At 72.3% G+C, this 20,258-nt stretch carries 18 protein-coding genes; 16 read left to right on the top strand and 2 right to left on the bottom strand.

What is annotated here, in order from left to right:
- Positions 1-23: 23 nt before the first annotated feature.
- From ACZ59A_RS04790 to hemW, 3 genes are all read left to right on the top strand, one after another.
- Positions 24-1,913, top strand: coding sequence for an AMP-dependent synthetase/ligase (locus ACZ59A_RS04790; protein WP_470953517.1), 1,890 nt, complete (start codon positions 24-26; stop codon positions 1,911-1,913).
- Between the two features lie 179 nt (positions 1,914-2,092).
- Positions 2,093-4,039, top strand: coding sequence for a SpoIIE family protein phosphatase (locus ACZ59A_RS04785; RefSeq protein ID WP_470953514.1), 1,947 nt, complete (start codon positions 2,093-2,095; stop codon positions 4,037-4,039).
- A 58-nt stretch (positions 4,040-4,097) separates the two neighbouring features.
- The gene (gene hemW / locus ACZ59A_RS04780) at positions 4,098-5,330 is read left to right on the top strand and encodes a radical SAM family heme chaperone HemW (RefSeq protein WP_468050145.1); all 1,233 of its coding nucleotides are present in this window, start codon (positions 4,098-4,100) and stop codon (positions 5,328-5,330) included.
- On the opposite strand, the gene ACZ59A_RS04775 is transcribed toward hemW, so the two are convergent.
- Complete coding sequence (locus ACZ59A_RS04775; RefSeq protein ID WP_470953511.1) at positions 5,327-6,157, bottom strand: DUF3097 domain-containing protein; 831 nt, start codon at positions 6,155-6,157, stop codon at positions 5,327-5,329. The two genes, hemW and ACZ59A_RS04775, sit on opposite strands and share 4 nt — an antisense overlap.
- 40 nt (positions 6,158-6,197) lie before the next feature.
- Entirely contained in the window at positions 6,198-6,920 is a 723-nt protein-coding gene (locus ACZ59A_RS04770) for an MBL fold metallo-hydrolase (protein WP_470953508.1), read from the bottom strand.
- Positions 6,921-7,096: 176 nt separating this feature from the next.
- On the opposite strand from ACZ59A_RS04770, the gene hrcA reads away from it, so the two are divergent.
- The 13 genes from hrcA to ACZ59A_RS04705 all read left to right on the top strand — a co-directional run bounded on the left by hrcA (position 7,097) and on the right by ACZ59A_RS04705 (position 20,030).
- Positions 7,097-8,110 carry a heat-inducible transcriptional repressor HrcA gene (gene hrcA, locus ACZ59A_RS04765; protein ID WP_470953505.1) on the top strand — a complete coding sequence of 338 codons (1,014 nt, stop codon included), beginning with the start codon at positions 7,097-7,099 and terminating at the stop codon, positions 8,108-8,110.
- Positions 8,111-9,244: a molecular chaperone DnaJ gene (dnaJ, locus tag ACZ59A_RS04760; RefSeq protein ID WP_468050149.1), complete on the top strand. Its 1,134-nt coding sequence runs from the start codon at positions 8,111-8,113 to the stop codon at positions 9,242-9,244.
- Between the two features lie 177 nt (positions 9,245-9,421).
- On the top strand, positions 9,422-10,510 hold the full coding sequence (locus ACZ59A_RS04755; RefSeq protein WP_470953502.1) for a nitronate monooxygenase: 1,089 nt from the start codon (positions 9,422-9,424) through the stop codon (positions 10,508-10,510).
- Positions 10,507-11,250 carry a 16S rRNA (uracil(1498)-N(3))-methyltransferase gene (locus ACZ59A_RS04750; protein WP_470953499.1) on the top strand — a complete coding sequence of 248 codons (744 nt, stop codon included), beginning with the start codon at positions 10,507-10,509 and terminating at the stop codon, positions 11,248-11,250. Before ACZ59A_RS04755 ends, ACZ59A_RS04750 begins: the two co-directional genes overlap by 4 nt.
- Before the next feature lie 64 nt (positions 11,251-11,314).
- On the top strand, positions 11,315-11,890 hold the full coding sequence (locus tag ACZ59A_RS04745; RefSeq protein ID WP_470953496.1) for a hypothetical protein: 576 nt from the start codon (positions 11,315-11,317) through the stop codon (positions 11,888-11,890).
- 21 nt (positions 11,891-11,911) lie between these two features.
- Positions 11,912-13,261 carry an ATP-binding protein gene (locus tag ACZ59A_RS04740; RefSeq protein WP_470953493.1) on the top strand — a complete coding sequence of 450 codons (1,350 nt, stop codon included), beginning with the start codon at positions 11,912-11,914 and terminating at the stop codon, positions 13,259-13,261.
- Positions 13,258-14,346 carry a tetratricopeptide repeat protein gene (locus tag ACZ59A_RS04735; RefSeq protein WP_470953491.1) on the top strand — a complete coding sequence of 363 codons (1,089 nt, stop codon included), beginning with the start codon at positions 13,258-13,260 and terminating at the stop codon, positions 14,344-14,346. The genes ACZ59A_RS04740 and ACZ59A_RS04735 overlap by 4 nt, the downstream gene beginning before the upstream one ends.
- A 71-nt stretch (positions 14,347-14,417) precedes the next feature.
- Positions 14,418-14,777, top strand: a complete 360-nt coding sequence (locus ACZ59A_RS04730) for a histidine triad nucleotide-binding protein (RefSeq protein ID WP_468050172.1) — start codon at positions 14,418-14,420, stop codon at positions 14,775-14,777.
- Between the two features lie 5 nt (positions 14,778-14,782).
- Positions 14,783-15,703, top strand: a complete 921-nt coding sequence (locus ACZ59A_RS04725) for a ribonuclease Z (protein WP_470953489.1) — start codon at positions 14,783-14,785, stop codon at positions 15,701-15,703.
- Between the two features lie 177 nt (positions 15,704-15,880).
- Complete coding sequence (locus ACZ59A_RS04720) at positions 15,881-16,993, top strand: PfkB family carbohydrate kinase (protein ID WP_470953487.1); 1,113 nt, start codon at positions 15,881-15,883, stop codon at positions 16,991-16,993.
- Positions 16,994-17,164: 171 nt separating this feature from the next.
- Positions 17,165-18,169: a PhoH family protein gene (locus ACZ59A_RS04715; RefSeq protein ID WP_470953485.1), complete on the top strand. Its 1,005-nt coding sequence runs from the start codon at positions 17,165-17,167 to the stop codon at positions 18,167-18,169.
- 59 nt (positions 18,170-18,228) lie between these two features.
- Positions 18,229-18,726, top strand: a complete 498-nt coding sequence (gene ybeY, locus ACZ59A_RS04710; RefSeq protein WP_123104078.1) for an rRNA maturation RNase YbeY — start codon at positions 18,229-18,231, stop codon at positions 18,724-18,726.
- Positions 18,723-20,030, top strand: coding sequence for a hemolysin family protein (locus tag ACZ59A_RS04705; RefSeq protein WP_470953482.1), 1,308 nt, complete (start codon positions 18,723-18,725; stop codon positions 20,028-20,030). Before ybeY ends, ACZ59A_RS04705 begins: the two co-directional genes overlap by 4 nt.
- Positions 20,031-20,258 lie beyond the last annotated feature (228 nt).

The following is a 20,258-nucleotide window of genomic DNA, read 5'->3' as shown; positions in this document are numbered from 1 at the left end:
TGAGGCGGGCCCCGGAGGATGCCGTGACCGACACCCAGAATCTGCTCGAGAACCGGCCGCCGTCCCTGGCGACGCACTTCCTCCAGCGGGTCGAGGCGACGCCGGACAAGGAGGCGTACCGCTATCCCGTGCCGCCCGCCTCCGGCCGGGGTCCCGACGAGTGGCGGCCGCTGACCTGGCGCGAAAGCGCGGATCGCGTCTTCGCCATCGCCGCCGGGCTGATCGCCCTCGGCGTCCGCCCCGAGGAACGGGTGGCGCTCGCCTCCTCGACCCGCGTCGAATGGATCCTCGGCGATCTCGGAGTGCTGTGCGCGGGCGCGGCGACCACCACGGTCTACCCGAGCACCAACGCCGAGGAGACCGCCTTCATCCTCGCCGACTCCGGTAGCCGGGTCCTGATCGCCGAGGACGCCGCCCAGCTGGCCAAGGTCCGCGAGAAGCGCGACGAGCTGCCCGACCTCGCCCACGTGGTGGTGATCGAGGCCGAGGGCGCGGCGCCCTCGGAGGACGACCCGGAGGGCTGGGTGCTCTCCCTCGCCGAGCTGGAGAAGCGCGGTGCGGCGCATCTGGACGAGCACCCCGACGCCGTACGGGAGCGTACGGACGCGCTGCGCGCCGATCAGCTGGCCACGCTCATCTACACCTCCGGTACCACCGGCCGCCCCAAGGGCGTACGGCTGGCGCACGACTCCTGGTCGTACATGGCCATCGCCATCGGTACCCAGGAGGGGCTGCTCTACCCGGACGACATGCAGTACCTGTGGCTGCCCCTCGCGCATGTCTTCGGCAAGGTGCTGACGGCGGGGCAGATCTACGTCGGACACACCACCGCGGTGGACGGCCGGGTCGACAAGATCATCGAGAATCTGCCGGTGGTCCGGCCCACCTATATGTGCGGTGTGCCGCGGATCTTCGAGAAGGTCTACAACGGGGTGGCGCAGAAGGCCCGCGAGGGCGGCGCCGCCAAGTACAAGATCTTCCAGTGGGCGGCCGGGATCGCCCGCGACTACGCCAAGGTCTCCCAGGACAACTTCCGCCGCACCGGCACCCCGTCCGTGCCGTTCGGCCTCAGGGCCCAGCACGCCGCCGCCGACAAGCTCGTCTACACCAAGCTGCGCGAGGCGTTCGGCGGGCGGCTGCGCGCCGCCGTGTCCGGTTCGGCCGCGCTGGCCCCCGAGATCGGCTACTTCTTCGCGGGCGCCGGTATCAACATCCTGGAGGGGTACGGGCTCACCGAGTCCAGCGCCGCCAGCTTCCTCAACCCGCCGGACTACCGCACCGGTACGGTCGGCAAGGCGTTCCCCGGCACGGAGGTGCGGTTCGCCGACGACGGCGAGGTGCTGCTGCGCGGCCCCGGCATCATGCAGGGCTACCACGGGCTGCCCGAGCTGACCGAGAAGGTGCTGGAGTCCGACGGCTGGTTCCACACCGGCGACATCGGGGAGTTGTCCCCCGACGGCTATCTGCGGATCACCGACCGCAAGAAGGACCTGATCAAGACCTCGGGCGGAAAGTACGTCGCCCCGGCGGAGGTCGAGGGCCAGTTCAAGGCGGTGTGCCCGTTCGTCTCCAACATCCTGGTGCACGGCTCCGACCGCAACTACTGCACCGCGCTGATCGCCCTCGACGAACCGACCCTCATGGGCTGGGCGCAAGAGCACGGCCTGGCGGGGAAGTCCTACGCCGAAGTCGTGGACACCGAGGCGGTGCGGGAGTTGATCGACGGCTATGTGCGGCGGCTCAACGAGGGGCTGCAACGGTGGCAGACGATCAAGAAGTTCCGCCTGCTGCCGCGTGATCTGGATGTGGAACACGGCGAGCTGACGCCGAGTCTGAAGATGAAGCGTCCGGTGGTGGAACGCGAGTACAAGGCCCTGATCGAGGACATGTACGCCGGTACGCGGGAGGCCTGACGCACGCTCCTGAGCGCCGCCGCTGACGGGCGTCCCCCTCCGAGTCCGGCCCGGAAGTCCCTTACCGGAACAGGCCCGGCGTACGCACGATTTTTCCCCTCAACACAGTTAACTTGCGTGACTCGGTGCATATAACTGCGGTCCGTCTGTCACTCTGTCCGTGCCGGGTTACGGCGCATATGACGGAGCTTCTCAGGAGCCGCACAGTGGGGACGTCATCTTCCACCCCGTCTGCATCCGCAGGCGGGGTGGCTCTGCCGGTCGGGGGATTCGGGCCCGTCCGTACCAGCGCCTCGGCCCGAGCGAGCCTGCCCGGCAGCCCGCTCGCGGCCTCCGCGGCACGCCGGTTCGTGCGTGCCGCGCTCGCCGAATGGGCCGCACTCGACGTACCGGCCGCCGACCGGATCACCGACCGGGTCGCGGACGAGGCCGTGCTGCTGGTGAGCGAGCTGGTCACCAACGCCGTGGTGCACGCGGGCACCGCGGTCGAGGTGTGCTGCGCGCTCGATGTGTCCAGCCACGAGGGCGAACCGCCCTCCCTCGTCGTGGAGGTGACCGACCACCACCCCACCCGGGTGCTGCGCGGCGATCCGCCGCCCGACGCGGACGGCGCGGAGTGCGCGGGCGGCCATGGGCTGCGGCTCGTCGCCGAGATCGCCGAAGCGTGGGGGACGACGTACCGGCGGGCCAGCAAGACGGTGTGGTTCCAGGTGTCGGTCTCGGCCGCCGCCGAACAGCCGGTGCCCGAGGAGCCCGGAGCCGGGGGCCTGGCGCCCCCGTGGGCCACGCGCCGTACCGAGATCGTCGCCCCCGCGCCGCGCCGGGTGCCCGCCCGCCGCGCCGATCCGGAATGGACCCGGCACGGCGCGCTGTCCTTCCTCGCCGAGGCGTCCGACCTGCTCGCCGGGCAGTTCGACGAGGAGATGGTCACCTCGCTCGCCGGACAGCTGCTGGTGCCGCGGCTCGCCGACTGGTGCGCGGTCTGGCTCGACACCGGCAGCGGGCCGCCGCGGCTGGCCCGGGTCTGGCACGCCAGCGAGAGCCGCATGGAGGGGCTGCGGCAGGTGCTGGAGAAGGAGCCGCCGCAACTGCCCGCGACCGCGCGCGGCGGCGCCGTGGACTGGCCGTGGCCGGCCGACCCCGCGGCGTACGGGCCCGGCGGCGCGGCGCTCGCCTGCCGGTTGATCGCGGGCGGCCGCGCGCTGGGCACGCTGCTGCTGGGGCGGGCCGGGCTCGTCCGCATGCCGGACGAAGTGGTCGGCCTGATCGAGGACTTCACGCGCCGCGTCGCGCTCGCCCTCGCCTCCGCCCGGCGCTACACGCGCCAGGCCACCATCAGCCGGGTGCTCCAGCGCGGGCTGCTGCCGTCCGGGATCGCCCGGATCCCCGGCGTCGAGTCGGCCGTCGTGTACGAGCCGACCGGCGACATCTCGGCCGGAGGCGACTTCTACGACGTCTTCCCGGCCGCCGACGGGCGCTGGTGCTTCGTGCTCGGCGACGTCTGCGGAAACGGTCCGGAAGCGGCCGTGGTGACCGGCCTGGTGCGGCCCTGGCTGCGGCTGCTGGCCCGCGAGGGCTACACCGTGGGGGAGGTCCTCGACCGCCTCAACCAGCTGCTGGGCGAGGAGGCCGTCGGCGAGGCGGTCGAGGCGGCGGGCGGCGCCGACCCGGGCGGCGCCGGCCTGCCGCCGGGCGGCGGCCCGGCGCGGTTCCTCTCGCTCCTGTACGGGGAGCTGGTGCCGCTGGGGCAGGGCAGCGAGGGCGGAGTGCGGTGCACGCTGGCGAGCGCGGGCCATCCGCTGCCGCTGCTCCTCCAGCCCGATGGAACGGTACGAACGGTCGCCGTGCCGCAGATACTCCTCGGCGTGGTGGAGGACGCCGCGTACGAGAGTGAAACGTTCGATCTGGCGCCCGGCGAGACGCTGCTGTGCGTGACGGACGGGGTGACGGAGCACCGCTCCGGCAGCCGCCAGTTCGACGACGAGGACGGCCTGGCGGCGGTGCTCGCGGGCTGCGCGGGGCTGAGCGCCCGGGAGGTCGCGGAGCGGGTGCGGCGGGCGGTGGACGAGTTCGCGGTGGAGCCGCCGGACGACGACCTGGCGATGCTGGTGCTCAGAGCGCTGTAGGAGGCGGGCGCCCGCCGGAGGTGCGGGGCGCGCCTCGGCATGGCGGACAATGGGGCGTATGCCTTCCGTACTGCCCGACGGCGTCCCCATGCCCCAGGACGGCGCGCTGCCCCCCGGCGCGCTGGCCGGAGCGGCGGGGCGGCCGCTCGGGTTCTATCTGCACGTGCCCTACTGCGCGACCCGCTGCGGGTACTGCGACTTCAACACGTACACCGCCGCCGAGCTGCGCGGCTCCGGCGGGGTGCTCGCCTCCCGGGACAACTACGCCGACCAGGTCGCGGAGGAGGTGCGGCTCGCGCGGAAGGTGCTGGGGGACGACCCGCGGCCGGTCGAGACCGTGTTCGTCGGCGGCGGGACACCGACCCTGCTGGAGGCCGGGGACCTCGGGCGGATGCTCGGGGCCATCCGGGACGAGTTCGGGCTGGCGGACGGGGCCGAGATCACCACCGAGGCCAATCCGGAATCGGTCGATCCGCGGTATCTGGAGGCGCTGCGGGAGGCCGGGTTCAATCGGGTGTCGTTCGGGATGCAGAGCGCCCGGCAGCACGTCCTGAAGGTGCTGGACCGCACCCACACCCCCGGGCGCCCCGAGCGGTGCGTCGCGGAGGCGCGGGCCGCCGGGTTCGATCATGTGAATCTGGACCTGATCTACGGAACCCCCGGCGAGAGCGACGACGACTGGCGGGCCTCGCTGGACGCGGCGCTCGGCGCGGGCCCGGACCATGTGTCGGCGTACGCGCTGATCGTCGAGGAGGGCACCCAGCTGGCGCGCCGGATCCGGCGCGGCGAGGTGCCCATGACCGACGACGACGCGCACGCGGACCGGTATCTGATCGCCGAGGAGACGCTGTCGGCGGCGGGCTTCGCCTGGTACGAGGTCTCCAACTGGGCGACCTCGCCCGAGGGCCGGTGCCGCCACAACGAGCTGTACTGGCGCGGCGCCGACTGGTGGGGCGCCGGACCCGGCGCGCACAGCCACGTCGGCGGGGTGCGCTGGTGGAACGTCAAGCACCCCGGGGCGTACGCGCAGGCGCTCAGCGAGGGCCGCTCACCGGGCGCCGGGCGCGAGCTGCTGTCCGACGAGGAGCGCCGGGTGGAGCGGATCCTGCTGGAACTGCGGCTGGCCGAGGGGTGCCCGCTGGAGCTGCTGCGCCCGGCCGGTGCGGCGGCCGCGGCGCGGGCGCTGGAGGACGGCCTGCTGGAGCCGGAGCCCTACGGGCAGGGCCGGGCCGTGCTCACCCTCAGGGGCCGCCTGCTGGCCGACGCGGTGGTGCGGGACGTGGTGGACTAGTCGGCCTCGGGCGCCGTGACGAAGTCGATCAACTCCTCCACCCGCCCCAGCAGCTCCGGCCGCAGATCCTTGTAGGAGTGGACGCCGGACAGGATCCGCTGCCAGGCCGCGCCCGTGTTCTCCGGCCAGCCCAGGGCGCGGCACACGCCCGTCTTCCAGTCCTGGCCGCGCGGCACCGTCGGCCAGGCGGGAATGCCCAGCGAGGACGGCTTCACGGCCTCCCACACGTCGATGAAGGGGTGCCCGACGACCAGGACGTTCTCGTCGGTGATCTGCTCGGCGATACGGGACTCCTTGGACCCGGCCACCAGATGGTCCACCAGGACGCCGAGCCGGGCGTCCGGGCCGGGGGAGAAGTCGCGGACGATGGCGGGCAGGTCGTCGACGCCCGCCAGATACTCCACGACGACGCCCTCGATACGCAGATCGTCGCCCCAGACCCGCTCCACCAGCTCCGCGTCGTGGCGGCCCTCCACATAGATGCGCCCGGCGCGGGCGACCCGTGCGCGGGCGCCGGGGACGGCGACCGAACCGGAGGCCGTGCGCTGCGGCGTGCCGGGGGCCGCCGCGCGCGGGCGTACGAGGGTGACGACGCGGCCCTCCAGGAGGAAGCCGCGCGGCTCCATGGGGAAGACGCGATGCTTGCCGAAGCGGTCCTCCAGAGTGACCGTCGGCCCCTGCGCGGTCTTCTCGCAGCGGATCACCGCACCGCAGAACCCCGTGGTGACCTCCTCGACCACGAGGTCCGGGTCCGCGGGGACCTCGGGGGCGGGCTGTTGCCGCTTCCAGGGCGGTGTCAGATCCGATTCGTACTGTCGGCTGCGCATCCGGATGACGATAGCGCGGCCGGCCGACGGGAACGGGTCGTTACCGTGACACGCCGAAGCGCGCGGCCAGTTCGTCGCGTTGGTCACGTACGAAGGCCGCGTCCACGACCGACCCATGGCCGGGGACGTACCGCGCGTCCTCGCCGCCGAGGGCGATCAGCCGGTCGAGGGCGGCGGGCCAGTGGGCGGGGATCGCGTCGGATCCGGCCTGGGGCGGGCCCGACTCCTCGACGAGATCGCCGCAGAACACCACCTCCGTCCGGCCCGGCACCAGAACGGCCAGGTCATGGGCGGTGTGCCCGGGGCCCACGTTCGCCAGCAGCACCGACCGCCCGCCCAGGTCGAGGCTGATCTCCCCGGATACCGCGTGATGGGGCGGTACGAGGTGGTCGACGGCCTCGGCGGCGGCACCGGGGGCCACCCCGTGCCGTACCGCGTCCTCGCGCAGCGCGTCCCGTTCGCGGCGCAGCAGACCGTCGAGACCGGTGGCCCCGTACACCTCGCAGCCCGCGAAGGCGGCCGTGCCCAGGACATGGTCGAAGTGCGGGTGGGTGAGCGCGATCCGGGTCGGCCGTCGGCCGGTCAGCCGGGTGATCTCGGCCCGCAGCGCCGCGCCCTCGCGCAGCGTCGAGCCGGTGTCCACCACGAGGACGTCCGTACGGCCGACGATCACGCCGACCGTGCAGTCCCAGTCCGGCAGCCTGCGGCGGGCGACATCGGGCGCGAGCTCTTCCCACCCGGCCTCTTCCCAACACGTCTTCATACCGAGACGCTAGCTCCAACAGCGATAGCGTGAGGTGTGGCCGGGGCACCGGCGGGGGGCGGCTCTTGCCGTGGCCACCGCACCCCGCCGTACACTGGCTGAGGGGTTCTGGCACTCGTGACCATTGAGTGCCAGACGGACGACCTGATGACACGGCTGGACTGGAGGTGCGCGGGGTGCTCAGCGAACGCAGACTCGAAGTGCTGCGTGCCATTGTCCAGGACTATGTGGGCACCGAGGAGCCGGTCGGCTCCAAGGCGCTCACCGAGCGGCACCGGCTGGGGGTCTCCCCGGCCACGGTGCGCAACGACATGGCCGCGCTGGAGGACGAGGGCTTCATCGCCCAGCCGCACACCAGCGCCGGGCGCATCCCCACGGACAAGGGCTACCGGCTCTTCGTGGACAGGCTGGCCGGAGTGAAGCCGCTGTCCGCCCCGGAGCGGCGCGCCATCCAGAACTTCCTGGACAGCGCCGTCGACCTCGACGACGTGGTGGGGCGCACCGTCCGGCTGCTGGCGCAGCTGACCCGGCAGGTCGCGGTGGTGCAGTATCCGTCGCTGACCCGTTCGACGGTGCGGCATGTGGAGCTGCTGCCGCTGGCCACGGCCCGGGTGATGCTGGTGCTGATCACCGACACCGGGCGGGTCGAGCAGCGCGTGGTGGACTGCCCGGCTCCGATCAGCGACGACTCGCTGGCGGATCTGCGGGCCCGGCTCAACAGCCGGGTCGTGGGGCGGCGGTTCGCGGATGTGCCGCAATTGGTGCAGGATCTTCCGGAGTCCTTCGAACAGGAGGACCGGGGGACGGTCTCGACCGTGCTGGCGACATTGCTCGAAACGCTTGTCGAGGAGACCGAAGAGCGGCTGATGATCGGCGGCACCTCGAACCTCACGCGATTCGTGCATGATTTTCCCCTGACGATTCGGCCCGTGCTGGAGGCACTTGAGGAGCAGGTCGTCCTCCTCAAGCTGCTCGGCGAGCAAGACTCGGGTATGACCGTGCGCATTGGGCATGAGAATGCTCACGAGGGGTTGAATTCCACCTCGGTCGTCGCGGTCGGCTACGGTTCGGGCGACGAAGCCGTCGCCAAACTCGGCGTGGTCGGACCGACCCGCATGGACTACCCCGGAACGATGGGAGCGGTACGCGCAGTGGCACGTTACGTCGGACAGATCCTGGCGGAGTCGTAAGTGGCGACGGACTACTACGCAGTCCTGGGCGTGCAGCGCGATGCCTCGCAGGACGAGATCAAGAAGGCATTCCGCCGGCTCGCACGTGAGCTGCATCCGGATGTGAACCCGGATCCGAAGACCCAGGAGCGGTTCAAGGAGATCAACGCCGCTTACGAGGTCCTGTCGGACCCGCAGAAGAAGCAGGTCTACGACCTGGGCGGGGACCCGTCGGGTTCCGCCGCGGGCGGCGGCGCCGGTGGATTCGGCGCGGGCTTCGGCAACTTCTCCGACATCATGGACGCCTTCTTCGGCACCGCCTCGCAGCGCGGCCCGCGGTCCCGGACCCGGCGCGGCCAGGACGCCATGATCCGCCTCGATGTGGAGCTGAGCGAGGCCGCGTTCGGCACCACCAAGGACATCCAGGTCGACACCGCCGTGGTGTGCACGACCTGCAGCGGTGAGGGCGCGGCGCCGGGTACCTCGGCGCAGACGTGCGACATGTGCCGCGGCCGCGGTGAGGTCTCGCAGGTGACGCGGTCCTTCCTCGGCCAGGTCATGACCTCGCGGCCGTGCCCGCAGTGCCAGGGCTTCGGCACCGTGGTGCCGACCCCGTGCCCGGAGTGCGCGGGCGACGGGCGGATCCGCTCGCGGCGCACGCTGACCGTGAAGATCCCGGCCGGTGTGGACAACGGCACCCGGATCCAGCTCGCGGGCGAGGGCGAGGTCGGCCCGGGCGGCGGCCCGGCGGGCGACCTGTACGTGGAGATCCACGAGGTGCCGCACCCGGTCTTCCAGCGGCGCGGCGACGATATGCACTGCACGGTGACGATCCCGATGACCGCGGCGTCCCTCGGCACCAAGGTGCCGCTGGAGACGCTGGACGGCCTGGAGGAGATCGACATCCGGCCCGGCACCCAGTCCGGCCAGTCGGTCCCGCTGCACCAGCGCGGCATCACCCATCTGCGCGGCGGCGGCCGTGGCGACCTCATCGTGCACGTCGAGGTGACGACCCCGACCAAGCTCGACCCGGAGCAGGAGGAGCTGCTGCGGCGGCTGTCCAAGCTGCGTGGCGAGGAGCGGCCGACAGGGGAGTTCAAGCCGGGGCAGCAGGGGCTGTTCTCGCGCTTGAAGGACGCGTTCAACGGTCGGTAGGCGCCCGGCCGGGGGTCCGGGGGTTGGCCCCCGGGGGATGCGGCCAAGCCGGGGCAGCAGGGGCTGTTCTCGCGCTTGAAGGACGCGTTCAACGGTCGGTAGGCGCAGATGGTGAGCGTCTTCGACGGCCGCTGATCCGGTGATGGATCACCGCGGAGGGCATGGCACCATGTGCCCATGTCCTCCGCGCTGACCGATCTCGCCCGGTACCCGATCGTGCAGGCTCCGATGGCGGGCGGGGCCTCCTGCCCCCAGCTCGCCGCCGCCGTCTGCGAGGCCGGGGGCCTCGGCTTCCTCGCCGCCGGTTACAAATCGCCGGAGGCGATGCACGGGGAGATCAACCAGCTGCGCGGGCTGACCGGCCGCCCCTTCGGTGTCAACCTGTTCATGCCGCAGGCGCCCGGCGACCCGGCCGCCGTCGCGGTCTACGCCGACCGCCTCGCGGGCGAGGCGTCCCGCTATCAGACGATGCTCGGGGACCCCGAGTCCGGCTCCGACGACGCGTACGACGCCAAGCTGGCGATCCTGCTGAACGACCCGGTCCCGGTGGTCTCGTTCACCTTCGGCTGTCCTACCCGCGCCGTGCTGGACGCGTTCGCCCGGGTGGGCACCCGGACCATCGTCACCGTGACCTCGCCGGTGGAGGCGGAGACCGCCCAGTGGGCGGGCGCCGACGCCGTCTGCGTCCAGGGCGTGGAGGCCGGTGGCCACCAGGGCGGCTTCCGCAACGACCCGGCCGACGACGCGCCCGGTGCCGTGCTCGGGCTGCTGTCGCTGGTCGCGCTGGTGCGCGAGACCGTGCAGATCCCGATCATCGCGGCGGGCGGGCTGATGCGCGGCTCGCAGATCGCCGCGGTGCTGGCCGCGGGCGCGGCCGCGGGACAGCTGGGCACCGCGTTCCTGGTCTGCCCCGAGTCGGGGGCGAACGCCCTGCACAAGGCGGCGATGACCGATCCGCTGTTCGGCCGGACCGAGCTGACCCGGGCGTTCTCCGGCCGCCCGGCCCGCGGACTGGTCAACCGGTTCATCCGCGACCACGGCCCGTACGCCCCGGCCGTCTACCCCCAGCTGCACCACCTGACCTCCGGGCTGCGCAAGGCGGCGGCCAAGGAGGGCGATCCGCAGGCCATGGCGCTGTGGGCGGGGCAGGGGCACCGGCTGGCGCGCGACCTGCCCGCCGCGCGGCTGGTGGAGACCCTGGCGGTGGAGCTGGGCGCGGCGGGGTCCGCGTACGGGCTCCAGGACCCGCGAGGCGTGGTGTCGTGACCGCCCCCGTGTTCGTGGCCGACTCCCTCCGGGACGCGGCCACGGGGGCCCGTATCGCGCTCGACGGCCCCGAGGGGCGGCACGCGGTGTCGGTGAAGCGGCTGCGGGCCGGTGAGGCCGTGGTCCTCACGGACGGTGCCGGTACGGGCGTATCGGGCACCGTGGCGGCCGTCGAGGGGAAGGACCGGCTGCTGGTCGACGTCGACGGCGTACGCCATGAGGCGGCGCCGAGCCCGCGGATCACCGTCGTCCAGGCGCTGCCCAAGGGCGACCGCGGCGAGATCGCCGTGGAGACCATGACCGAGACGGGCATCGACGCGATCGTCCCGTGGACGGCCGCCCGCTGCATCACCCAATGGAAGGGCGAGCGCGGGCAGAAGGCGCTCGGCAAGTGGCGGTCGACCGCGCGCGAGGCGGGCAAGCAGTCCCGTCGGCTGATCTTCCCCGAGGTCGCGGACGCGATGACGACCAAGGAGGTTGCTCGACTTCTGGCCGATGCCGACCTCGCGGCCGTGCTCCACGAGGAGGGCAGCGACCCCCTGGCGACGGCTCAGCTGCCCCAGGAGGGCCACATCGTGCTGGTCGTGGGCCCCGAAGGGGGCGTCTCGCCCGAGGAGTTGGCGGCCTTCGCCGCCGCGGGCGCACGCCCGTACCGGCTGGGCCCGAGCGTTCTGCGCACCTCCACGGCCGGAACGGCCGCCGCCGCGCTCCTGTTGGGACGCACCGGCCGCTGGGGCTGACGGAACCCGCTCATGGCCGACGATGGTCTTCCGGTTCGCGGTGCGTGATGGGAACCTGTCCCCTATGGGGGTATTGAGTCATCATGTACGGCACGGACGGCCGCTGCTGGCGGCCGTGGCCGCGGTGGCCGCGGCCGTCGCGATGACGGGGTGCGAGCCGAGGGACGGCGGGGTCACCGCGATCTCCGTCTCGGTCACCACGGACAAGGTCGCCACCTCCGCGCTGGAGCGGGGCGGCGTCGGGGTGCGCTGGATGACGTGCAACGCGGATCTGAAGGCCCGCCCCACGGCCGGGGCCTCGGCCTCCGGGGCCGGTGACGCGGGCACGACGGACGCCTCCGTGGACTGCCGCGGCAGGACCGAGGACGACAAGGCGATCGGGGTCGGCGGCAAGGTCACCTATGTGCGCGAGAACCACTGTGTGCGCGGCGACCTGAGCGGCAAGATCGCGGGAGCCACGGTCTTCGAGGCCAAGGTGATCGGCGAGTGCGACGGCGGCGACGACACCGGGAGCGGTACGGACGGCACCGCGCCCCCCGCGGACGGCACCGCGGGCCCCACGGCGGACCGCACCCACCCCTGGGACGAGGCCACCGCCTCTCATCCGTGGGACCGGAGGACCACCGAAGCCGGGAAATAGGGTCCGCATAAGCTGTGGACCATGCCGGACGAGTCACTGCTGATCAAGAGCCTGCGCGCGGCCGTCGCCGCCGCCCCGGACGACGTACCCCTGCGGCTGCACCTGGCCGGGCTGTTGCTGGAGGGCGGGCACGGGCAGGACGCGATAGCCGAGGTCGCCGCCGCTCTTCAGCGCGATCCCGGGAACGCCGAAGCGCAGGCCCTGATGGCGCGCGCCGTGGCGCCCCCGGCCCCGGCCCCCGCCCCGGCGGATCAGCCCGCGACGCCGCCCGCCGCCTCCGGCCCCGCGTCCGGTGACGATTCGTACGACTGGCGGCGGGCCGAGGGCGAGTTGGCGGACGTCGTCCCGCCGCGCTTCGTCGAATCTCCCGACGACACCGACACCGACACCGACGCCGCCGACGACGAGGACCCCGAGAACCGCGACGAAGCCCCCGGGCCGCACAAGCCGATGGCCGCCGACGGCTCCGACGACCCCGGTGAGACCTCCGCGTGGGAGGTGGAGCGCACCGCTGTGCGCCTGGCCGATGTCGGCGGCATGGACGAGGTCAAGCAGCGGCTCGAAGCCGCCTTCCTCGCCCCCATGCGCAACCCCGAGCTGCGCAAGCTCTACGGCAAGAGCCTGCGCGGCGGACTGCTGATGTACGGGCCGCCCGGCTGCGGCAAGACGTTCATCGCGCGCGCCGTGGCCGGGGAGCTGGGCGCCCACTTCATGTCGGTCAGCATCAGCGACGTCCTCGACATGTGGATCGGGAACTCCGAACGGAACGTGCGCGAGCTGTTCCAGACGGCCCGCAAAAGCGCCCCCTGTGTGCTCTTCCTCGACGAGCTGGACGCCCTGGGGGCCAAGCGCAGCCAGCTCCGCCACAGCGGGCTGCGCACCACCGTCACCCAGCTGCTGGCCGAGCTGGACGGGGTCGACGCGGACGCCAACGAGGGGCTGTTCGTGCTCGCCGCGACCAACCACCCCTGGGACGTGGACGGCGCGCTGCGCCGCCCCGGCCGCCTCGACCGCACCCTGCTGGTGCTGCCGCCCGACCAGCCGGCGCGTGAGGCGATCCTCCGCCACCACCTGGCGGACCGCCCGATCGCGGGCGTCGACGTGCGCAAACTGGCCAAGCGGACCGACGGTTTCTCCGGCGCGGACCTCAGGTATCTGTGCGAGACGGCGGCCGAGCGGGCGCTGATGGACTCCGTACGGACCGGACAGCCCCGGATGATCGGCCAGGACGATCTGCTGGCCGGGCTGGAGCAGGTGCGGCCCTCCACCCGCCCGTGGTTCGACACGGCCCGCAATGTGGCCCAGTTCGCCAACGAGGGCGGTACGTACAACGATCTGCTGGCCTACCTCAAGCGGAAGCGGATGCTGTGAGCGCCGCGAACGGGGCCGGAACCGAGCACCCGCTGACCGCCCAGGCGGCCGCGCTGATCGAACTCGGAAGGTTCGACCAGGCGAAGGAGCAGCTGGCCCGCAGGCTGGCCGGGGAGCCGGACGACGTCCGGGCCTGGGTGCGGATGGCCATATGCCACGCCAACACCAAGGACTTCGAGGAGGCGCTGCAGGCGACCGAGGAGGCGCTGCGCCGCTCCCCGGAGGACTTCGACGCGCACCAGTTCCGCTCGTTCGCCCTGCGCCGCCTCGGCCGCTCGGACGAGTCGGTCGCCGCCGCCCGCGAGGCCGTCCGCGTCCTGCCGGACCACTGGGCGGGGTACGCGGCGCTCTCCGAGGCGCTGATCTACCCGCCCGACCGCTGGCCCCAGGCGTACGAGGCGGCGGTTACCGCGGTGCGGCTCGGCCCGGAGGAGACCGCGACCCACCGCGCGCTGTGGAAGGCCGCCCTGGCCCTCGGCCGGCACGACGTGTGCCAGCAGGCGGTGCGCGAGGTGCTGCGCATCGACCCGTCCAACGCCTGGGCGCTGCACGAGAGGGCCACCGGCAAGGCGGTCTCGAAGGAGGCCAAGCTCCCGGAGGTCGCCCAGGGCTACGCCCAGGCGCTGGCCGCCGCCCCGAGCGACCCGGGGCTGCGCAAGGGGCTGGAGGGGACCCTGTTCAGGATGTTGCGCGGCACCCGCTGGCTGGCCCTGCTGTGCCTGCTGATCGCCGTGCTGACGGCCAGGGTCTTCCCCACCGAGGACGACGCGACCGCGCTGCCCGCGCCGCTCGGTACGAGGCTCTACGCCCTCGCGCTGATGGCGGTCGTCTGGGCGCTGGGCGCCTGGCGCGCGTACCGCAAGCTGCCGCAGGGCGCCAGGCTGGGCGTCTGGTCGCTGGTGCGGCGGGAGTTCTGGGCGAAGGTCTCGCTCTACGAGGCGGTGTGGTGCACGGTGTGCGCCGTGCTGATCGTGACCGTGCCGTGGACGGACCGGGTGTTCCTCCAAGTGCTCACGCACGCGGGCTGGGTGCCCCCCTTGATCACCATCTGGTTCGAGCGGGCTGCCCTGCGGGAGGCCCGGTAGCATCCCGTTGCGAGAGCGTTGATGATCCAGAAGTGCCCATGATCCAGCCGACGATCCGTAAGGAGCCACCGGTGGCGGGAGAACCGCAGGCCGACTGCCTGTTCTGCAAGATTGTCTCGGGGGAGGTGCCCGCGACCGTCGTCCGCGAGACGGACACCACGGTCGCGTTCCGCGACATCAACCCCCAGGCACCGACGCATGTCCTGGTGATCCCCAAGGTGCACTATCCGGACGCCGCGTCCCTGGCGGCCGCCGAGCCGCGGATCGCCGCGGACGTGCTGTGCGAGACGAACGCGGTCGCCACCGACGAGAAGATCGACGGCACCGGCTTCCGGGTGGTGTTCAACACGGGCTCGGGCGCCGGGCAGACCGTCTTCCACGCGCATGCCCATGTCCTGGGCGGCCGCGGCCTCAACTGGCCCCCCGGGTAGTTCCGTTGTCCGCACGCGAACTGGTCGTCCTCGGCACCGCGAGCCAGGTGCCCACCCGGCACCGCAATCACAACGGATACCTGCTGCGCTGGGACGGCGAAGGCGTTCTGTTCGACCCCGGCGAGGGAACGCAGCGGCAGATGCTGCGGGCCGGGGTCGCCGCCCATGACATCAACCGGATCTGCGTCACCCACTTCCACGGGGACCACTCGCTGGGGCTGTCCGGGGTGATCCAGCGGATCAACCTCGACCGGGTTCCCCATCCGGTGACCGCGCACTACCCGGCGAGCGGACAGCGCTTCTTCGACCGGCTGCGGTACGCCACGGCCTACCGCGAGACGGTCCCGCTGACCGAGCAGCCGGTCGGTGGTGACGGCGAGGTGATCGCCCGTACCACCGCGTACACGCTGGAGGCGGCCCGGCTCTCGCACCCGGTCGAGTCGTACGGATACCGCCTCGTCGAGCCCGACGGCCGCCGGATGCTGCCGGAGCGGCTCGCGGCGCACGGGGTGCGCGGGCCGGAGATCGGCACGCTCCAGCGGGAGGGCGCGATCGAGCGGGACGGGCGCACGGTCACGCTGGAGGAGGTCAGCCAGGCCCGGCGCGGCCAGCGGTTCGCGTTCATCATGGACACCCGGCTGTGCGAGGGGGCGGAACGGCTGGCGGAGGGCTGCGATCTCCTCGTGATCGAGTCGACGTTCCTGGACGAGGACGAGCCGCTGGCGACCGAGCACGGCCATCTGACGGCCGGGCAGGCGGCCCGGATCGCGGCCCAGGCGGGCGTACGCCACCTGGTGCTGACGCACTTCTCGCAGCGGTACGGCGACCCGGCCGAGTTCGAGCGCCAGGCGCGGGCGGCGGGCTTCGACGGGGAGCTGACCGTCGCCCAGGACCTGACGCGCGTGGCCGTGCCGAAGCGCCGCTAGCCCCGCTGTTCCGCCGCGAGCGCGGCCGTTCCGCCGCGGGCACCGGGTGGCATCGGGCACACTGGCCGCATCCGCCCCGGCAGCCCCAACGGAACGCCGGCAACGGGAACGGCAGCGACAGCACGGCAGCAGCGAACAAGGCGGCGGGAACAGAACGGTCCGACCTGGGAGCACACGGTGACGACACACGACGGTGACCAGCCCTCGCCCTGCCGCCCCCTGCTCGATCCGCTGGCGGCCGTCCGCGGCCCCGGCGACCCGGGCTGCGACGTCTATCTCACCGGCACCGTCTTCCTCGACATCATCTTCACCGGCCTGGACTCCGCGCCCGTCCGCGGCACCGAATCCTGGGCCCGCGGCATGGGTTCCAGCCCCGGCGGCGTCGCCAACATGGCCACCGCGCTGGCCCGGCTGGGGCTGCGCACCTCGCTCGCCGCCGCCTTCGGCGACGACCACTACGGCGACTACTGCCGGGACGCGCTGGAGCGCGGCGAGGGCATCGATCTGTCGCTGTCCCGCACCATCCCCGGCTGGCATTCCCCGGTGACCGTCTCCATGGCGTACGAGGGCGAGCGCACGATGGTCAGCCACGGGCACGAGGCGCCGCCGCCCGAGGAACCCGCGCCCAGCTGCCCGCCCCCGGCCCGGGCCGCCATCGCCTCGCTCGTCCCCGGCCGCCGGGAGGAGTGGGTCGCCGAGGCCGCCCGGCAGGGCAGCCGGGTCTTCGCGGACGTCGGCTGGGACGACACCGGCCGCTGGGACCCGGCGGACCTCGCCGATCTGGAGCACTGCGAGGCGTTCCTGCCCAACGCGGCCGAGGCGATGTCCTACACCCGCACCGACTGCCCGCGCGCCGCCGCCCGCGCGCTCGCCGACCTGGTGCCGCTCGCCGTGGTCACCCTGGGCTCGGAGGGGGCGTACGCGGTGGACGGCCGCACCGGCGAGACCGCCGAGGTGCCCGCGATCGCCGTGGAGGCGCTCGATCCGACCGGCGCCGGGGACGTGTTCGTCGCGGGCTTCGTCACCGGCACCCTGGCCGACTGGCCGCTCGCGGACCGGCTCGCGTTCGCCGGGCTGACCGCCGCGCTGTCCGTCCAGGAGTTCGGCGGCTCGCTCTCCGCGCCCGGCTGGTGCGAGATCGGCGCCTGGTGGCAGCACGCCCGCTCCTACGACGACCAGGTCCCGAGCGCGCTGCGCCGCTACGGCTTCCTCGACCGCCTGCTGCCCAGCGTCGCCCGCCCCGGCCTCCTGCGCCGGGCCGTCCCCACGATCGGTTTCCGCCGGGCGTGAACACCCGTGCCCCGTACCAGGCACGGGGCGGTGGAGGCCCGGTGCGATGAAGGGTGTGGAGTAAAAGCACTCGGGTCTTGTCGGTGGCCCGTCGTACCCTGGTATCTCAAGGTTGTCGAGCAGCGAGAACCCTTGTCGCAGGAGGTAGGAGCAGGCCGTAGAGCCGAGCCCATGACGCAACCAACCACAGCACCGCAGGCGCATGCGCAGTTCACGGTCCCGACCAAGCATCCGATGGTCATGGTCCTGGGGTCCGGGGATTCGCTGCTGCGTGTGATCGAAAAGGCGTTCCCGTCGACCGATATCCATGTCCGGGGCAATGAAGTCAGCGCGACCGGGGACCCTGAGGAAGTCGCCCTGGTCCAGCGTCTGTTCGATGAGATGATGCTGGTGCTCCGCACCGGTCAACCGATGACGGAGGACGCGGTGGAGCGCTCCATCTCCATGCTGCGCGCAGCCGAGAACGGCGAGGGCGAGTCGGCCGAGACGCCCGCCGAGGTGCTCACTCAGAACATCCTCTCCAACCGCGGCCGCACCATCCGCCCCAAGACGCTCAACCAGAAGCGCTATGTCGACGCTATAGACAAGCACACCGTCGTCTTCGGCATCGGCCCGGCCGGTACCGGCAAGACCTATCTGGCCATGGCCAAGGCGGTCCAGGCCCTGCAGTCCAAGCAGGTCACCCGGATCATCCTGACCCGGCCGGCGGTCGAGGCGGGGGAGCGGCTGGGCTTCCTGCCCGGCACGCTCTACGAGAAGATCGACCCGTATCTGCGGCCCCTGTACGACGCGCTGCACGACATGCTCGACCCCGACTCCATCCCGCGCCTGATGGCCGCGGGCACGATCGAGGTCGCCCCGCTGGCGTACATGCGCGGCCGGACGCTGAACGACGCGTTCATCATCCTCGACGAGGCGCAGAACACGAACCCCGAGCAGATGAAGATGTTCCTCACCCGGCTCGGCTTCGACTCCAAGATCGTGATCACGGGCGATGTCACCCAGGTCGACCTTCCGGGCGGGACCAAGAGCGGTCTGCGCCAGGTGCGGGACATCCTGGACGGCGTCGAGGACGTCCACTTCTCCCTGCTCACCAGCAAGGACGTGGTCCGGCACAAGCTGGTCGGCCGTATCGTCGACGCGTACGAGCAGTACGACAGCCGCAACGGGCAGTGACCGTACCCGAGAAGACCGAGAACCCCGACCGAGAACCCCGAGAAAAGACGAACCACCCCATGGCGATCGACGTCAACAACGAATCCGGCACGGACATCGACGAGCGCGCGATTTTGGACGTCGCCCGCTACGCACTGGCCCGGATGCGTATCCACCCGCTCTCCGAGCTGTCGCTGATCGTCGTCGACGCCGACGCCATGGAGCAGCTCCACATCCAGTGGATGGACCTGCCGGGGCCGACCGATGTCATGTCCTTCCCGATGGACGAGCTGCGGCCGCCCGCCAAGGACGACGAGGAGCCCCCGCAGGGCCTCCTCGGGGACATCGTGCTCTGCCCCGACGTGGCCAAGAAGCAGGGCGAGGAGGCGCCGACCGGGCACTCCATGGACGAGGAGCTGCAACTGCTCACCGTCCACGGCGTCCTCCACCTCCTCGGCTACGACCACGAGGAGCCGGACGAGCGCGCCGAGATGTTCGGCCTCCAGGCCGCGATCATCGACGGCTGGCGGGCGGAGTACGGCCTGACCGGGCCCTCCCCGGCCCCCACCACGCGATGAACGGGCAGCTCCTCACGGCGGCCGTCCTGCTGGTGGTGGTCGCCTGGCTGGCGGCCTGCGCCGAGGCGGGCCTCGCCCGCACCACCCGGTTCCGCGCCGAGGAAGCGGTGCGGACCGGGCGGCGGGGCAGCGCCAAGCTGATGCTGGTGGCCGAGGACCCCACCCGCTACCTCAACGTGGCGCTGCTGGTGCGCGTCGCGTGCGAGGTGGCGGCGGGGGCCGTCGTCACGTACGGCTGTCTGCACGCGTTCCCGGAGACGTGGAAGGCGCTGACCGTCGCGATCGGCGTGATGGTCCTGGTGTCGTACGTGGCCGTCGGCGTCTCGCCGCGCACGATCGGCGCGCAGCATCCGCTCAACACCTCGACCGTCGCCGCCTATGTGCTGATTCCGCTGGCCCGGATCATGGGCCCCATCCCGCCGCTGCTGATCCTCCTCGGTAACGCGCTCACCCCCGGAAAGGGCTTCCGGAAGGGCCCGTTCGCCTCCGAGGCCGAGCTGCGCGCGCTGGTCGACCTCGCCGAGCAGGAGTCGCTGATCGAGGACGACGAGCGGCGCATGGTGCACTCCGTCTTCGAGCTGGGCGACACCCTGGTGCGCGAGGTGATGGTGCCGCGCACCGATCTGGTGGCCATCGAGCGCTTCAAGACCATCCGGCAGGCGCTCACCCTCGCGCTGCGCTCCGGCTTCTCCCGGATCCCGGTCACCGGGGAGAACGAGGACGACATCGTCGGGATCGTGTATCTGAAGGACCTGGTCCGCAAGACGCACATCAACCGCGAGTCCGAGTCCGAGCTGGTCTCCACCGCGATGCGGCCCGCCGCCTTCGTCCCCGACACCAAGAACGCGGGCGATCTGCTGCGCGAGATGCAGCAGGCGCGCAACCACGTGGCCGTGGTGATCGACGAGTACGGCGGCACGGCGGGCATCGTCACCATCGAGGACATCCTCGAGGAGATCGTCGGCGAGATCACCGACGAGTACGACCGCGAACTGCCGCCCGTCGAGGACCTTGGCGACGGCAGCCACCGGGTCACCGCCCGGCTCGGCCTCGGCGACCTCGGCGAGCTGTACGGCACGGCCCTGGAGGACGAGGACGTCGAGACGGTGGGCGGGCTGCTCGCCAAGTCGCTGGGCCGCGTGCCGATCGCGGGAGCCACGGTCCAGGTCGACGTCCCCGAGGGCGGCACCGACCCGGCCCTGAAGGCGCTGCGGCTGACCGCCGAATCCCCGGCGGGGCGCCGCAACCGCATCGTGACGGTGCTCGTGGAGCCGGTGCGGGAGACGGCGGCGGCCGAGTCGTAGCCGCGGCCCCGGCCCCCTCCGGCCGCGCGGGGGGACACACCCCGGCACGACGGCGCACGGACGCGCGCGGGCCGCGCTGCGCCATACGAGTGGATTCGCCCTCCCCGGTCTAGCCCATCTGACGTAGGCCCCTGCTTACTTACAGATACCGACTGGTGGGTCGCCCATACCTCTGTCGGGGGACAGCCGACTTGTCTGCTTGACGTAGACAGTCGGCCGTATGGGCAC

The sequence above is a fragment of the Streptomyces sp. NPDC040405 genome (genome assembly GCF_055595765.1).
This window is presented reverse-complemented; position numbering and strand designations above follow the sequence as displayed.

Excerpts from the sequence above, each read along its gene's own strand:
- ACZ59A_RS04785 (WP_470953514.1), top strand. The coding sequence starts at position 2,093 with ATGACGGAGCTTCTCAGGAGCCGCACAGTGGGGACGTCATCTTCCACC.
- hemW (WP_468050145.1), top strand. The coding sequence starts at position 4,098 with ATGCCTTCCGTACTGCCCGACGGCGTCCCCATGCCCCAGGACGGCGCG.
- ACZ59A_RS04775 (WP_470953511.1), bottom strand. The coding sequence starts at position 6,157 with ATGCGCAGCCGACAGTACGAATCGGATCTGACACCGCCCTGGAAGCGG.
- ACZ59A_RS04770 (WP_470953508.1), bottom strand. The coding sequence starts at position 6,920 with ATGAAGACGTGTTGGGAAGAGGCCGGGTGGGAAGAGCTCGCGCCCGAT.
- ACZ59A_RS04755 (WP_470953502.1), top strand. The coding sequence starts at position 9,422 with ATGTCCTCCGCGCTGACCGATCTCGCCCGGTACCCGATCGTGCAGGCT.
- ACZ59A_RS04745 (WP_470953496.1), top strand. The coding sequence starts at position 11,315 with ATGGGGGTATTGAGTCATCATGTACGGCACGGACGGCCGCTGCTGGCG.
- ACZ59A_RS04740 (WP_470953493.1), top strand. The coding sequence starts at position 11,912 with ATGCCGGACGAGTCACTGCTGATCAAGAGCCTGCGCGCGGCCGTCGCC.
- ACZ59A_RS04715 (WP_470953485.1), top strand. The coding sequence starts at position 17,165 with ATGACGCAACCAACCACAGCACCGCAGGCGCATGCGCAGTTCACGGTC.
- ybeY (WP_123104078.1), top strand. The coding sequence starts at position 18,229 with ATGGCGATCGACGTCAACAACGAATCCGGCACGGACATCGACGAGCGC.
- ACZ59A_RS04705 (WP_470953482.1), top strand. The coding sequence starts at position 18,723 with ATGAACGGGCAGCTCCTCACGGCGGCCGTCCTGCTGGTGGTGGTCGCC.